Origin of the sequence: Anaeromyxobacter sp. (genome assembly GCA_016718565.1) — a bacterium.
In the GTDB taxonomy this organism is placed as follows: domain Bacteria; phylum Myxococcota; class Myxococcia; order Myxococcales; family Anaeromyxobacteraceae; genus JADKCZ01.
On record JADKCZ010000001.1, the window covers coordinates 379012 to 393009 of the forward strand.

A 13998-nucleotide genomic window follows, 5' to 3' on the forward strand; every position below is an offset into this window, starting at 1 on the left:
CCATGGGGCTCGCCGTGGGCCGCCGCCTCTCCCGCCTCCTCGGCGCCCTGGGCTGGGCCCTGCTCGGCCTGGCCGCCCTGGTGGGGGTGGCGCTCTCGGCCGCCACCGCCTTCTCGGCCTCGGCCTTCGGCCGCCCGGTGGTGGCCCGGCTGCTGGTGCGGCAGCTCGACGCCGCCGTGGCCGGCCGGGTGGTGCTCACCGGGTTCGAGGTGCTGCCGCGCGGTGGGCTCGAGATCCACGGCCTGGAGGTGTACGACCCGGAGGGCCGCCTGGTGCTGCAGGTGGACCACGCCCGGCTCTTCCCGGACCTGACGCGCCTGCGCGCCCGGGAGATCGGGGTGGTGGTGGAGCTGGATCGGCCGGCGGTGCTGCTGGAGACCGACGCCGATGGGACGCTCTCGCTGGCCCGCGCCTTCGCCCCCACCAAGCCCGCGGCCGTGAAGCCCGACGAGCTTCCGGCGGCCCTGGTCCGCCCCACCTGGACGCTGCGGCTCACCCGGCTGACGGTGCGCGGCGCCGACGTCTGGTGGCAGGACGCGGCCGGGGCGACGGCGGCGGAGGCCTCCTCGCTCGACCTCGACGCGGCCGGGTCCTACGGGCCGGCTGGCGGCGCCCTCGACCTGAAGCTCCGCGGGGCCATGGCGGCGCCGCTGGAGGGGCCGGTGGCGCTCGACCTGGCGGCCAGCCGCGACGGCGACCGGTTGCTGCTGCCGCTGCTGCGCGCCTCCCTGGGCGACACCGCGGTCGAGGCGCTGGCCGAGGCGGACCTCTCCACCCTGGCCTTCCGCGCGGCGGTGACCCGGCTCGGCGTCTCGCGCGCCGAGGTGGCGCAGGTGGCGCCGCGGGCCGGGCTGGGCGGCGATCTCTCGGGCACGCTCTACGCCGAGTCGGACGGCGCGCTCCTCACGGCGGCGGCCGACGTGCGCCCGACCGCTCCCGCGGATGGGGCCGCCGCGCCGCCCCCCGGCGCGCCGGGCGTGGCCCCCACCGGCGTCGTCGTGGTCCCCGCCGCCGCTGTGGCCTCGGGCGGCTCGGCGCGCGCCGCGGTGGCGCTCCGGCTCCCCTTCAAGGCCGCCGCCCTGGGCTTCGACGCCGTGGCGGTGGCGCTCGACCCGCGCCGGCTGGTGGCGCAGGCGCCCGAGGGCCGGGTGGACCTCACGGCCCACGGCGCGGTCACCGGCCTGGGCGGCGAGGCGGGCCTGGCCGGCCTGCGCGGGCAGCTCGACCTCGCGGTGGCCCCCTCGCGGCTGGGGCAGGGCGAGCTCGGGCCCATCGAGGTGCGCGCCAGCGCCGACCGCGGCCACTACCAGGTGGCCCGCCTCGAGGCTCGGCTGCCCGGCTTCCGGCTGTCCGGGCAGGCCCGCTGGCAGGCCCCTGGCCCGGTGAGCGGCGCCGTCACGGTGGACGCCGACGACCTGGCGCGCATGGGCAGGAACCTCTCGGCGCTGGGGGTGCCCGGCGTGCCGGCCCTGGGCGGGCGGGCCCTCGCCGAGGTCACGCTCTCGGGGAGCGCCGCGGCCCCGGCGCTGCGCGGCTCGGTGAAGGCGCCGCTGGTGCAGGTGGCCGGGGCGACGCTCAGCGGCGTCGACCTGTCCGTGGAGGCGGCCGGGCCGCTCTCGCGGGCGCGCGGACGGATCGGCGGCCGCCTGGACCGGGCCACCTTCGGCCAGGCCGCGCTGGACCGGCTCGAGCTCGAGGCCGGGCTGGCCGGCGACGAGGCGGCCCTGTCGCTCACGGCCGGGCTCCCGGTGGCGGGCCGGAGCCCCGTGACCCTGAAGGCGGCCGCCCTCCTCGCCGCGGGCCGAGACGGCGCCCAGCTCACGGAGCTCTCCCTGGCCTGGCCCGGCGCCCGCTACGCCCTGCTCCGGCCGGCGCAGGTGACCTTCCAGCCGGCGGGCGTGGACCGGGCCGAGCTGGCCGACGGGCCACACCGGCTGGCGCTCTCGGGAGGCCTGGGGCCGAAGGGCTCCCTCGACGCGCGGCTGGAGGTGGTGCGGCTCGACCTGGCGCGGCTGCCGCGCGGGGTGCTGGCGCCCGGGCTGGGCGTCGCCGGCGAGGTCTCGCTCGATGCCCGCGCCACCGGCTCCACCGCGGCGCCGGTGGTGGTGGCCCAGCTGGCCTGGTCGGGCGGCGCGGCCCACGGCCTGGACGGCCTGGAGCTGCAGGGCGACCTGGGCTTCGACGGGGGGAGGCAGCGGGCCAGCGCCGACCTCTTCCTGGCGCGCAACTCGGGCGGGGAGCTGGCGCTCACCGCCGACCTGCCCGTCCCGTTCCTCCCGCCCGGCCGCACCCGGCGCGAGGAGCCGCTGGCGCTCACCCTCGTCGCCTCCGGCTGGCCGGTGGCCGACCTGGAGCGCGCGGCGGACTCGCCGGCGGGCGGCGCCCAGGGCGCGGCGGGGGGCGGCGCGCCGGGCTCGCCAGCCCCGGTGACGTGGGAGGGTGGCTCGGGCCCGGCGCTCAAGGGCACCGCCGGCGCCTCCCTGGCGCTGGCGGGCACGGTGGGCGCGCCCACCCTCACGGCCGGCCTGACGCTCGACGACGCCACGGTGGGCGACCTCGGGCCGTTCGGCCTCACCGCCGAGCTCGTCGACCCGGACGGCGACGCCCGCCTCACCGCCGACGCCACCCTGGAGCGCGCGCCGGTCCTCCGGCTCGAGGCCGGCCTGCCGCTCGACGTGGCGGCGCTCCTCGCCGAGCCCGCCGCCACCGGGCGCGGGCTCACCCGGGCCCCCATCGTCGCCACGCTCGGCGTGCTCGGGCTCGAGCTGGCCGCGGTGTCCGGGCGAGGCGGCCTGCCCGAGGGGCTGGCCGGGCTGGTGCGCGGCACGGCCGACCTGACCGGCACGCTCGAGGCGCCGCGCGGCCGGGTGGCCCTGGCGCTGGCCAGGGGCACCGCCGGTGGCCAGGACGACCTGGCCGGCGAGCTCACGCTGGAGCTCGGCGAGGACCGGACGGCCCTGGTGGTGGCGGCCTCGGTGGGCGGCGCGCCGGCGCTGACCCTGACGGCCTCGCTGGGCGCCGCGGCGGAGCGGCTGGCGGACGGGGCGGCGGCGCGCCGGGCCCCGCTGGCGCTCACCGCGACCATCCCCGACCTGCCGCTGTCGGCGCTGGACGGCCTCGAGAAGGCGCTGGGCGGCACGCTGGCGGGCCGGCTCAGCGTGCGCGGCACGCCCGCCGTGGCGGAGGGCGAGCTCGAGCTCTCGGCCAGCCAGGTGACGCTGGACGGCCGGTCGCTCGGGGAGCTCACGGTGGCGGCGCGCCACGCCGCCGGGCGCACCACCGCCGAGCTGGGCATCCGCCCCACCGCGGGCGGCTCGCTCTGGGCCGGCGGCACCCTGGAGGCGCCGCTCGGCCTGGACACGGACCGGGAGGACCTGCTGGCGGCGCCGGCCACCCTGAAGGTCACCAGCACCGAGCTCGACCTGGGGTTCCTGCCGGCCCTGGCGCAGGGTGTGGTGCGCCAGGCCAGCGGGCGGCTCACCCTGGAGGCCACCGCGGCCGGGCCGCTCGGCGCGCTGGTGCCGCGCGGCACCGTCAAGCTCACCGACGGGCGGCTGGCCATCTCCGAGTACGGCGACTGGTCCGGGCTGTACCTCGACGCCGCCCTGACCGACCGGGCGCTGGAGGTGCCCCGGCTGGAGGCGCGCCGCGGCGGCGGCCGGCTCACCGGCTCGCTCTCCATCCGCGAGCTGGGCAGCGGCCGCGCGCCGGTCAAGGCCCAGGTCACCTTCAAGGAGTTCGCCGTCTCCCGCGCCGGCATGGTCTTCGGCACGCTCGACTTCCCGCTGGAGCTGACCGGCACGCTCACGCCCGGGCTGCTCGACACCACCCTCACCACCACCGGCGGCACGCTGACGCTGCCCGCCAAGACGCCGCGCACGCTGCAGACGCTGGAGCGGCGCGAGGACATCGTGGTGGGCCGGCCCAAGGTGAAGGGGCGGACCGGCGCCGGCGGGCTGCTCGGGGCGGCCGGGAAGCCCTTCGAGGTGGTCTGCCACGTGCTGGTGCCGGGGCGGTTCTTCGTGAAGAGCGACAGCCCGAAGATGAACCTGGAGCTCAAGACCGACTCGACCTGGCGCTGGGTGGAAGGCGAGCTCCGGGCCGAGGGACCGGTCGAGGTGGTGCGCGGGGTGGTGGAGCCCATCTCCGGCCGGGTCTTCCACGTGGACCGCGGCAAGGTGACCTTCACCGGGGTGGGGCTGATGGCGGCGCAGGTGGACGCGGTGGCCCGCTACGACAACCCGCTGGCGGTGGTGACCGTCACGGTGGGCGGGCCGATCTCCAACCCGAACGTGCAGCTCACCTCGCGCCCTTCCATGGACGACGCCTCCATCGCCATGCTCATCGCCACCGGGCGGACCGAGCTCAAGGCCGGCACCAGCGAGATCGGGTCGCTCACCGGCGCCGAGGTGGGCATGGCCGCCGCCAACGCGGCGGTCAGCGTGGCTTTCAAGTCGCTGGTGCAGGACAAGCTGCCGCTCGACTCGGTGTCGGTGGACGCCTCCACCATCCGGGCCGGCAAGTACGTCACCGACAAGCTCTTCGTGGGCTACACCCGCCGCTTCGAGGCCAACCCGGAGAAGGGCGAGAACGTGGACGAGGTGCGGCTGGAGTACCAGGTCTCGCCGCGCTGGATGCTGGAGTCGCGCTACGGCAACGGCAACTCGGGCGGCGCCAGCCTGATGTGGTCGAAGGACTACTGAGGGGCGCCGCCGGCGGTGACCTGGCTGGCCAGCGCGGCGCCCGGCGGGCCGGGCCGGGACGCCTCGGCGAGGCGCCGCGCCACGAAGCCGGCCAGCACCAGCCAGAGCAGCGTGCGCGCCACCTCGCTGGGCTTCACCAGCGCCTCCAGGAACCAGGGGTCCCAGCGGCGCGCCCGGAGCTCGAACTCCAGGTGGAAGTCGGCGATGGAGGCGGCGCTGAGCAGGCCGAAGAGCCAGCCCGGCCCGGCCGCCAGCGCCCCGGCCAGGAAGCCGTAGAGGGCGTACTGCGGGCTCCAGACCTTGTTGCAGGCGATCCAGGTGACCAGCGTGAGCGCCGCCCCGAGCCGCGCCGCCCGCGCCCCGTCGCCGCCGGCGCGGGCGGCGCGGAAGGCCAGCCAGCCGGAGGCCAGCGCCGCCAGCGCCACCGGCCCGAGGGAGACCAGGTCGAGGAGCGGCCCCTTCGCCAGGCCGAGCGCGTGCCACAGCGAGTTCTCGGCGCCCCGTCCGGCGTTGAAGCGGAAGAACCAGGCCCAGCCCTCGAAGGCCAGCAGGGCCACCGGGAGGTTGAGGGCCACCAGGACCGCCGCGCCGGCGGCGGAGAAGCGCAGCAGGGGCCGGTGGTCGCGCGCCGGCGGCGGCGCCGAGGCCCGCCCCGCCAGCGCCCCGAGCGCCGCCGGCAGCAGCGCCACCGGGAAGAGCTTGGCCGCCGTCCCCAGCGCCGCCGCCGCCCCGGCCGAGGCGTGGTGACCCCGCTCCAGCGCCAGCAGCGCCAGCGCCGTGAGGGCGATGGGCAGGAGGTCCCAGTTGAGGAAGGCGTAGTAGGCCAGCGCCGGCGTGGCGGCCAGCCACCAGGGGCGCGCGCCGGGCAGCCGGTGGAGCGCCCAGGCCGCCGCCGCCAGGCAGGCCGCCAGGAGGAGCGCGGTGACCAGGAGGTGGCCGCGTGCGCCGCCCGGGGCGAAGGCCGGCAGCCACAGGGTGAGCCCCAGCAGCACCGGGTACTCCACCCGATCCTCCAGGTAGGGCACCGGGCGGCCGCCGCCCTCGTAGCGGTCGCCGTAGAGCGCCAGCACGTCGGAGTAGCAGTGGTGCTGGAAGGCCCAGAACTTGTAGCGGGCGCCGGGCTGGTCCACGCCGCGCCACACGTTGGCGAGGCCGAGCCCCAGCCAGAGGGCGGGGAGCGCGAGGGCGACGAGGAGGGCGCGGCGGTTCACGCGCGGCGGACGCTAGCACGCGACCGGCCGCGCCGAGCGCCGCCGCGCCCGGGCGGCCTGGCCCGCCCCACGGCGCCGCGAGCACCGCCCCGGTCCCTGCGCTACATTGCGCCCGATGCCCTCGCTCCTGGCGCTCACCGAGGCGCTCACGCAGGCCGCCGCCATCACCGGACCGTGGGCGCCCCTGATCCTGTTCGCCGCCACCTTCGTGGAGCACGTGGTGCCGCCCTTCCCCGGGGACCTGCTGGTGGTGCTGGGCGCCTGGTACGCGGTCAACGGCGAGCTCTCCTGGCCGCTCCTGCTGGTCTTCAGCACCGCCGGCGCGGTGGCCGGCGCCTGGGTGGACCACCGCATCGGCATGCTGATCGGCTCGCGGCTGGCGGAGCGGGCCATGCACTCGCGCCTCCTGCCGCCGAAGCGGCTGGCGGCCTTCGAGACCGCCTACCGCCGCTGGGGCGACTGGCTCCTGCTGGCCAACCGCTTCCTGCCGGGGCTGCGCGCCTTCCTCTTCCTGGCGGCCGGGGCGTCGGGCATCCCGGCCCGGCGGGTCATGCTGCTGGGCGGCCTCTCGGCGCTGGCCTGGAACGGGCTGCTCCTGGCGGCCGGCGGGCTGGTGGCCAAGAACCTCGAGGAGCTGGTGGGGCTGGTGGACCGCTACATGCGGGGGGTCGGCGTGGTGCTCGGGGCGGTCGCGCTGCTGCTGCTGGCCTGGGCGGCCTGGCGGCGGCTCCGCGCCAGGCCGGGCGTCCGGTGAGCGCCCTCCCGCTGCTGGCCCTGGCCGCCGCCGCCGCGGGGGCCCTGCCGCTCGGCACCGCCCGCTATGCCATGACCCTGGGTGGCGAGCCGGTGGGGCTCATCGAGCTCTCGCTGCGCTGCGACGGGCCGGCCTGCACGGCCGCCTGGGAGTCGCGCCAGCGGATGCCGGCGGAGGCCGGCGGGAAGGTGCTGGCGCGCAGGGTGGTGGTGCCCATCGACCGGCGCGGGCTGGCCCGCGGGCCGGCGCGGGTGAGCGAGGGCGGCCGGACCCATGATGTGCCGCTGCCGCACGGCCGGGTGCCGGCCATGCTGGTGGAGGTGGCGCTGGGGGACGCCGGGCTGGAGGCCGGCCAGGGCCCGGGCGCCACCCGCGCCGACGGCACGCCGGCCCAGGCCGGAGAGACCTGCCTGGAGGCGGTGGACGAGCTCACCGGCCAGACGCTGACGGCCTGCGCCCGCCGCGAGGGCGAGTGGCTGGTGATGCTGGCGGGCCGGCAGGCGGCGCGCGTCCGGGTGCGGCCCGGCCGGTTCCCCAGCGAGATCCTGGTGCCGGGGCAGGGGGTGCGCTTCCTGCTCGACGCCGCGGCTGGCCTGCCGGCGTCGGCGCCCCGCCTCTACGGCAGCGCCCTGCCGGGTCCGGCCGATCCGCGCGAGGCCCGGGCCTTCTGCGGGGTGGAGCGCGACGCCGAGGTGGCGGCCGACGCGGCGGACGGCCTGCCGGCGCCGGTGGGCGCGGGGCCCACCTGCCGAGAGCGGACCGCCGACTGGCTCACCCGGGTCCGGGCGGCCGGGCTGCTCGGCCGCACCGCGGTGGGAGCGGCCTGGGACGGCGGCGGGTTCGTCTGGCACGCCTGGGCGGAGGTGCTGGTGGGTGGCCGATGGGTGCCGGTCGATCCCTCCTTCCGCCAGGCCCCGGCGCGCGGCCCGCGCTTCACGCTGGCCACGTACGAGGACGACGACGACGGGGCGCGGCGCAACGCCGGGGTGCGCATCGTCTCCTGCTGGGGACGCGGGGCGGTGACGGGCGGGCGGTGAGGGGCGGGCTGGGCGCCTCGAACGATGGGCGCCCCTCGACTCCGGGCCTGCGGCGCTACGCTCGGGGCGAGCGGGGGAGGGAGCGCGGCCCCTCGACTCCGCGCCTGCGGCGCTAGGCCCGGGGCGAGCGGGGGAGAGGCCCTGGGTCCTGCGTCGCCAGCCAGCGCACGAACGCCTGCGCCTTGGGCACCAGCGACGAGAGGTCCACGGTCTCCTGGCGGGTGTGGTAGTCGCGGCCGCGCGGCCCCAGCCCGTCGATGGACGGGACGCCGAGGGCGCCGGTGGTGCAGGCGTCGGAGCCGCCGCCCGCCAGGTCGGCCTCGCCGCTCCCCAGGCCGCTCTCGCGCTGGCAGGCGCCGTAGGCGGCCGCCAGCGCCGCCGAGGCGGGGGTGCGCGCCAGCGGGTCGCGCCAGCCGGTGCGCGCCACCTCGAGGCTGGTGCCCTCCACCTCGCGCGCCGCCGCGCCGGCCGCGGCCAGCAGCGCCGCCTCCAGGGCGGCGCCGTCCGCCGCGGTGAGGAAGCGCAGGTCCACCTCGCACTCCGCCCGGTCCGGAACGGTGTTCTTGGTGGTGCCGCCGCGGAAGGTGCCGACGCTGACGGTGACGCCGCGGGGCCGGTCGGTGAGCCGCTGCGCCAGGTCCACGAAGCGGCTGAGCGCCCAGATGGCGTTCCGGCCCTGCTCGTGGGCGTTGCCGGCGTGGGCCGCCACCCCGTGGGCCGTCACCCGCACCGAGGCGGTGCCCTTGCGCCGGGTCACCACCAGGTCGCCGGCCCGGCCCGACTCGAAGCAGAGCGCGGCGCGGGCGCCGGTCGCCAGCCGGCGCAGGTGGGGCTGCGAGTCCGGCGACCCCACCTCCTCGTCGCTCACCAGCAGGCCCGCCAGCGGCACCCGGTCGAGCAGCCCGGCGCGCCGGGCCGCGGCCAGCCCGGCCACCAGCACCACCAGGCCACCCTTCATGTCGAAGGCGCCCGGGCCGCAGGCCTCGTCGCCCGCCACCTCGAACCCCTCGAAGGTGCCAGGCGGGAAGACGGTGTCGGTGTGGCCGATGAGGAAGATGGGCGCCGGGACGGCGGTCGCCGCCGGACCGCGGAAGGCCAGGTGCGGCCCGAACGGCCCGCCGTCGAGCCGCTCGGTGGCGAGGCCCGCCTCGGCCAGGGCCACCTCGAGGCGCGCCACCACCCGGGCCACGCCGGAGGGGTCGCGGGTGGAGGACCCGGTGAGCACCAGCTCGCGCAGCAGCGCCTCCATGGCCGGGCGCTGGCCCGAAAGCCAGCCGAGGGCCTCGCCGAGCCGGGCGGCGTCCGCGCCCTCCGGACCACCAGGACCGGCGCCGGATGCTCCGCCGACCGCTGCGCCGGTCCCACCGGTCCCGCCGGTCCTACCGGTCCCGCCGGTCCTACCGGTCCCGCCGGTCCTACCGGTCCCGCCGCCATCCGCCTCGTGCCCTGGAGCGCTCATGTGGTCACCACCCGCGCAGGTTACCCCGGCGCTGGCCGGCGCGCGGCCGGCTCGGTATATGGTCGCGCCATGGCCACGGGCAAGCGGTTCAAGGCCGCCGTCATCGGCGGCTCAGGCTACGGCGGCGCCGAGCTCATCCGGCGGCTGCTCATCCACCCAGACGTCGAGCTCACCCGCGTGGCGTCGGTGGACCTGGTGGGCGAGCCGCTCTCGGCGGCCGATCCGGCGCTGGAGCAGCGCACCGAGCTCACCTTCGAGGGGATCCCGCCGGCCGAGGCGGCGCGCGGGGTGGACGTGGTCCTGCTCGGCCTGCCACACGGCGTGGCGGCCCAGAAGGTGCCGGAGCTGGTGGCCATCCCGGGGCTCCGGGTGGTGGACATGAGCGGCGACTTCCGGCTGCAGGATGCCGCCGCCTACCGGGAGCACTACGGCAAGGTCCACCCCTGCCCGGAGCTGATGAAGGACTTCGTCTACGGCCTGCCGGAGCTGAACCGCGATCGCATCCGCGCGGCCCGCCTGGTGGCCTCGCCCGGCTGCTTCGCGACCACCATCGAGCTGGCGCTGCTGCCGCTGGCCCGGGCCGGCCTGCTCTCCGGCGTGCTGCACGTCCAGGGCATCACCGGCTCCTCCGGCTCGGGGGCGGCCGCGTCGGCCGGCACCCACCACCCGGTGCGGGCCGGCAACCTGAAGGCCTACAAGCCGCTCGTCCACCAGCACGTCCCGGAGGTGGAGGCGGCGCTCTGGCAGGCCGGCTCGCCGGAGGTGCGGCTTCGGTTCGTGCCGGTCTCGGCGCCGCTGGGGCGCGGCATCCTGGCCACGGCCTTCGTGGAGCTGCCGGAGGCCTGGGACCAGGCCCGGCTGGACGCCCTCTACCGCGAGGCCTACGCCGCAGAGCCCTTCGTGCGGGTGCCGCGGCGGCGCCTGCCCGAGGTGGCGGCGGTCTCCGGCTCCAACTTCGCCGAGGTGGGCGTGGTGGCCGGGCCGGTCGAGCGGGGCCTGCGGACGGTCACGATCCTCGGAGCGCTCGACAACCTGGTGAAGGGAGGCGCCGGCCAGGCCATCGAGAACATGAACCTCATGCTGGGGCTCGACGAGCAGGCGTCGCTCGCCGACCCGGGGCCGTGGCCGCCATGAAGAACGTCGTCGTCAAGCTGGGCGGGGAGATCGTGCAGTCGCCGGAGCTGGACCTGGTGGCCGAGGACATCCGGGTGCTGGTGGACGCCTGGAGCCGCGTCACCATCGTGCACGGCGGCGGCCCCCAGGCCACCGCGCTGCAGCGGCGGCTGGGCCTCGAGCCCAGGATGATCGCCGGCCGGCGCTTCACCGACCCGGCCACGCTCGACGTCATGAAGTACGTGCTGGCCGGCCAGCTCAACGTGGACCTGTGCGCCCGGCTGCTGGCCCGCGGGGTCATGCCGGTGGGGCTGCACGGCGCCTCCGGCCACATGGTGCAGGCGGCGCGCCGCCCGCCCAAGGTGATGCAGGGGGCCGGCGACGAGCCGGTGGACCTCGGCCTGGTGGGCGACGTGACCGGCTTCAACCTGCCGCTGCTCGGCGACCTGCACGAGCGGCGCTACGTGCCGGTCATCGCCTGCCTGGGCTGCGACCGGAAGGGCCAGGTGCTCAACATCAACGGCGACACCGTGGCCAGCCAGCTGGCCGGCGCCATGAGGGCCGACGCCCTGGTGCTGGTCACCTCCACGCCCGGCGTCCTGCGCGACGTGAAGGACCCGCAGAGCCGCATCCCGCGCATCACCCGCGGTGAGTTCGAGCGGCTGGTGAAGGACGGCACCATCTCGGGCGGGATGATCCCGAAGCTGGAGGAGTCCTTCGAGATCCTCCGGGGAGGGGCCAGGTCGGTGGTGATCATCGGCGCGCTCGCGCCGGGGGACCTGCTGCGGGCCGTGGCCGAGCCGGGGAGCGCCGGGACCGTCCTGGTGGACTGAGATCTCACCTGGGCGGTGGGGCGAGGCCGCCGTCACCGGAACATGGGCCGAACTCGACGGAATGCCGCAGCTCGCGCGTCGCCCTGGCGGGCCCGGGTGATCGGCTGGCGCAGGCTCGCAGCCGGCCCGGCGCCCCTCCCGCCCCGGCCCCGGCCCGCACCCGTGGTCCGTTTGTGGTCCAATATACAGACTGAAAGTATGTGCCGTTCCAGCAACTTGTCCTGGAGACTCCCCCGACGGGGCTTGCTGCATCACACAAAAGGCGACATCCTGTCTGTAGGGACATGTCAGCCAAGCGCTCCACTGTGCGACACCGCCGCCGCCTCCGCCTCATGGTGGGGACCACCCCCGTCTTCACCTCGGACATCGGCCCGGGTGGGTTCTCGGCCGAGCTGATGCGCGTGCAGCCGCCGGGCACCTCGGTGAAGGGGTCGATCCGGCTCAACGGCAGCGAGGTCGGCTTCACCGGCGAGATCGCCTGGGCCAAGGCCGGCGCGCCGCACATGTCCTTGCGCGGCCGCATCGGGGTCCGCTTCATCAGCCTGCCCGCCGACATCCGGCTGCTGCTCAACGCGCCGGCGCTCACCGGCCTGAGCTGAAGGCCGCGGGCCGGGCGTCGCCGCCTCCGTGGATCGCCGTGAGGGGCGGCCTCACCCGCCCGATTCCGCGATCCACCTCACCGGCCCGATCCCCACCCACCTCGACTGCCAGCGGGCTCGCGTGCCGCCGCTGCGGCCCCAGGTGCTGCGGCGCCCGGCGCCCGCCTCACCCGCGGCGCGGCGGATCCAGCCTGAGCTGCAGCATCGTGCGGGCGCACACCGGACACTCCAGGCCGCCCTCGTCGTCGCTCCAGAGCTCGCAGGCCGGGCACTGCACCCGCACCTTCACGCCCGGCGCGCCGGGCGCCTCGGCGGGCGGGAAGAGCGCCGAGAACCCGGCCTGCAGCGCCGCGAAGTACTCGTAGCGCGCCTCGGGGGTGAGGTCGTCCGGCAGCGGGGCGCGGCGGAAGGTGCGCCCGCCGGCCTCCACCAGCTCACCTGGCCCGAGGGACTGCACCACCTCCGGCGCGCGGTGCGGCCAGGGCTGGTCGGCGAACCAGTGGCGCTTGAAGGCCATCCACTGGTCGGTGGTCCGGACCTCCGCGAGGGCGGCCTTGAACTCCGGCAGGCTGCGCATGAAGGCGGGCTCGAAGGGCATGGCCCAGGATTGTGCGCGGGCCGGCGCCGGCCGGCAAGGCGCAACCCGGCGCCAGCGCCAGCGCCAGAGCCACCGCCACCGCTACCGCCACCGCCACCGCCACCGCCACCGCTACCGCCACCGCTACCGCCACCGTCACCGCCACCGCCACCGCTACCGCCACCGTCACCGTCACCGCCACCGCCACCGCCACCGCCACCGTCACCGCCACCGCCACCGTCACCGCTACCGCCACCGCCACCGCCACCGCCACCGCCGCCTGGCGCTGGCACCTCGGGCCGCCCCGCGCTAAGAGCGCCGCATGACCGACGGACCGCCGCGCGACTTCGAGGCCGCCTACCAGGGCGGCGCCACCCCGTGGGAGATCGAGCGCCCCCAGGGCGAGGTGGTCAGGCTGGCCGAGCAGGGGCTGGTGGTCGGCACCGTGCTCGACGTGGGCTGCGGCACCGGCGAGAACGCCCTGTACCTGGCCGCCCGCGGCCACGCCGTCTTCGGGCTGGACGGCTCGGAGACCGCCATCACCCGGGCCCGCCAGAAGGCGGCCGAGCGCGGCGTGTCGGGCGTGCAGTTCCACGTGTGGGACGCGCTGCAGCTGAACCGGCTCCGCAAGTCGTTCGACACCGTCATCGACAGCGGGCTGTTCCACGTCTTCGCCGACGACCAGCGGCGCGCCTACGCCCATTCGCTCGCCGAGGTGACCGCCTCGGGCTCGGATCTCTTCATCCTGTGCTGGTCGGACCAGGAGCCCCCCGGCCCCGGGCCGCGCCGCGTCCAGGAGCACGAGATCCGCGACGCCTTCCGGTCGATCTTCGCGGTGATGGACGTGGTGCCGGCGAGCTTCGAGAAGCAGGGCCCGCCGGCCCAGGCCTGGCTGGCCCGGCTCACCAAGATCTGAGCCCGGTGGGCGCCCGGACCTCGCCCGGCTGGCGCGTCAGCGCGGCGGGCGCCAGGCCCCGGTCTCGGAGAGGGTGACGAAGCCGGGCCCCTCGCGCTGGCTCAGGCGCAGGGAGTGCCCCGCCTCGCGGGTGCCATCCACCACCAGGCCGGCCTCGGCCAGCAGCGCGCCGTCGGCCGAGAAGATGGTGCGGAGCGGGTGGTGCGTCACGCCGGGCGGCAGCTCGGGCAGGGGCTCGTCGCTGCCGTCGAGGGCCACCCGCAGGAGCCCGTCGGCGTCGCGCCGCCAGGCCGTGAGGTAGCGGCCGGCCGAGGGCGGGCCGCCGCCGGGCGGGGTGAAGCTCGACGATCCCCAGGTGAAGACCAGGTCGCCGCTGGCGGACGCCAGCGCCCGGTCCGGTTTCCAGGCGAGGCGGGGGCCCCCGGGGGCGAAGAACCGGGCCCAGGAGGAGGCCACCGCGGCGCGGCCGGCGGCGGCGCCGCCCGCGCCGAAGAAGATGCCGTCCGCCGCCACGTGGGCCACGAAGGCCTCCAGGTCGCCCGCCGCCACGGCCGCGGCCATGGCGCGGTCGGCGTCGCTGGCCTCCAGCGCCGCGGAGGCGGAGCGATCGTCGCCGCTGGTGCCGCCGCTCGGCGCCCCGCCCAGGCTCGGGCTCGCGCCACCGCCGGGCGAGCCCGGGGAGCTCGGCGGGCCCGCCGCGCACCCCGCGGCGACGAGGAGGAGCGCCAGCGCCGACGCCCACCTCCAGGGGCGAGGCCGCGAGGAGGGAGCCGGGGCGGTGGGATGGGGCACGGTG

12 protein-coding genes are annotated in these 13998 nt (G+C 77.5%); 8 read left to right on the top strand and 4 right to left on the bottom strand.

Annotated elements, in window-relative coordinates; translation table 11 throughout:
- Positions 1 to 2: 2 nt before the first annotated feature.
- Entirely contained in the window at positions 3 to 4703 is a 4701-nt protein-coding gene (locus IPO09_01640) for a translocation/assembly module TamB domain-containing protein (GenBank protein ID MBK9516054.1), read from the top strand.
- Here the strand turns inward: IPO09_01640 and IPO09_01645 are convergent.
- The gene (locus tag IPO09_01645; GenBank protein MBK9516055.1) at positions 4697 to 5914 is read right to left on the bottom strand and encodes a hypothetical protein; all 1218 of its coding nucleotides are present in this window, start codon (positions 5912 to 5914) and stop codon (positions 4697 to 4699) included. The two genes, IPO09_01640 and IPO09_01645, sit on opposite strands and share 7 nt — an antisense overlap.
- A gap of 115 nt (positions 5915 to 6029) precedes the next feature.
- On the opposite strand from IPO09_01645, the gene IPO09_01650 reads away from it, so the two are divergent.
- Positions 6030 to 6668 carry a DedA family protein gene (locus IPO09_01650; GenBank protein ID MBK9516056.1) on the top strand — a complete coding sequence of 213 codons (639 nt, stop codon included), beginning with the start codon at positions 6030 to 6032 and terminating at the stop codon, positions 6666 to 6668.
- On the top strand, positions 6665 to 7705 hold the full coding sequence (locus IPO09_01655; protein ID MBK9516057.1) for a transglutaminase domain-containing protein: 1041 nt from the start codon (positions 6665 to 6667) through the stop codon (positions 7703 to 7705). The genes IPO09_01650 and IPO09_01655 overlap by 4 nt, the downstream gene beginning before the upstream one ends.
- Positions 7706 to 7817: 112 nt before the next feature.
- Here IPO09_01655 and IPO09_01660 read toward each other — a convergent pair whose 3' ends face one another.
- Positions 7818 to 8954: a M20/M25/M40 family metallo-hydrolase gene (locus IPO09_01660; protein MBK9516058.1), complete on the bottom strand. Its 1137-nt coding sequence runs from the start codon at positions 8952 to 8954 to the stop codon at positions 7818 to 7820.
- A 279-nt stretch (positions 8955 to 9233) separates the two neighbouring features.
- On the opposite strand from IPO09_01660, the gene argC reads away from it, so the two are divergent.
- The 3 genes from argC to IPO09_01675 all read left to right on the top strand — a co-directional run bounded on the left by argC (position 9234) and on the right by IPO09_01675 (position 11709).
- Complete coding sequence (gene argC, locus IPO09_01665) at positions 9234 to 10298, top strand: N-acetyl-gamma-glutamyl-phosphate reductase (protein ID MBK9516059.1); 1065 nt, start codon at positions 9234 to 9236, stop codon at positions 10296 to 10298.
- Positions 10295 to 11110, top strand: coding sequence for an acetylglutamate kinase (argB, locus tag IPO09_01670; protein ID MBK9516060.1), 816 nt, complete (start codon positions 10295 to 10297; stop codon positions 11108 to 11110). Before argC ends, argB begins: the two co-directional genes overlap by 4 nt.
- Positions 11111 to 11442: 332 nt before the next feature.
- Entirely contained in the window at positions 11443 to 11709 is a 267-nt protein-coding gene (locus IPO09_01675) for a PilZ domain-containing protein (GenBank protein MBK9516061.1), read from the top strand.
- Positions 11710 to 11875: 166 nt separating this feature from the next.
- On the opposite strand, the gene IPO09_01680 is transcribed toward IPO09_01675, so the two are convergent.
- Positions 11876 to 12307 carry a hypothetical protein gene (locus tag IPO09_01680; protein MBK9516062.1) on the bottom strand — a complete coding sequence of 144 codons (432 nt, stop codon included), beginning with the start codon at positions 12305 to 12307 and terminating at the stop codon, positions 11876 to 11878.
- Between the two features lie 11 nt (positions 12308 to 12318).
- Between IPO09_01680 and IPO09_01685 the strand changes: the two genes are divergently transcribed.
- Together IPO09_01685 and IPO09_01690 are read left to right on the top strand one after the other, a co-directional pair.
- On the top strand, positions 12319 to 12612 hold the full coding sequence (locus IPO09_01685; GenBank protein MBK9516063.1) for a hypothetical protein: 294 nt from the start codon (positions 12319 to 12321) through the stop codon (positions 12610 to 12612).
- On the top strand, positions 12609 to 13202 hold the full coding sequence (locus IPO09_01690; protein ID MBK9516064.1) for a class I SAM-dependent methyltransferase: 594 nt from the start codon (positions 12609 to 12611) through the stop codon (positions 13200 to 13202). The genes IPO09_01685 and IPO09_01690 overlap by 4 nt, the downstream gene beginning before the upstream one ends.
- Before the next feature lie 36 nt (positions 13203 to 13238).
- On the opposite strand, the gene IPO09_01695 is transcribed toward IPO09_01690, so the two are convergent.
- Positions 13239 to 13994 carry a nuclear transport factor 2 family protein gene (locus tag IPO09_01695; GenBank protein MBK9516065.1) on the bottom strand — a complete coding sequence of 252 codons (756 nt, stop codon included), beginning with the start codon at positions 13992 to 13994 and terminating at the stop codon, positions 13239 to 13241.
- Between the last annotated feature and the right edge of the window lie 4 nt (positions 13995 to 13998).

Coding starts and splice junctions, on each gene's coding strand:
- IPO09_01640 (MBK9516054.1), top strand. CDS start 3: ATGGGGCTCGCCGTGGGCCGCCGCCTCTCCCGCCTCCTCGGCGCCCTG.
- IPO09_01650 (MBK9516056.1), top strand. CDS start 6,030: ATGCCCTCGCTCCTGGCGCTCACCGAGGCGCTCACGCAGGCCGCCGCC.
- IPO09_01660 (MBK9516058.1), bottom strand. CDS start 8,954: ATGGAGGCGCTGCTGCGCGAGCTGGTGCTCACCGGGTCCTCCACCCGC.
- argC (MBK9516059.1), top strand. CDS start 9,234: ATGGCCACGGGCAAGCGGTTCAAGGCCGCCGTCATCGGCGGCTCAGGC.
- argB (MBK9516060.1), top strand. CDS start 10,295: ATGAAGAACGTCGTCGTCAAGCTGGGCGGGGAGATCGTGCAGTCGCCG.
- IPO09_01675 (MBK9516061.1), top strand. CDS start 11,443: ATGGTGGGGACCACCCCCGTCTTCACCTCGGACATCGGCCCGGGTGGG.
- IPO09_01680 (MBK9516062.1), bottom strand. CDS start 12,307: ATGCCCTTCGAGCCCGCCTTCATGCGCAGCCTGCCGGAGTTCAAGGCC.
- IPO09_01690 (MBK9516064.1), top strand. CDS start 12,609: ATGACCGACGGACCGCCGCGCGACTTCGAGGCCGCCTACCAGGGCGGC.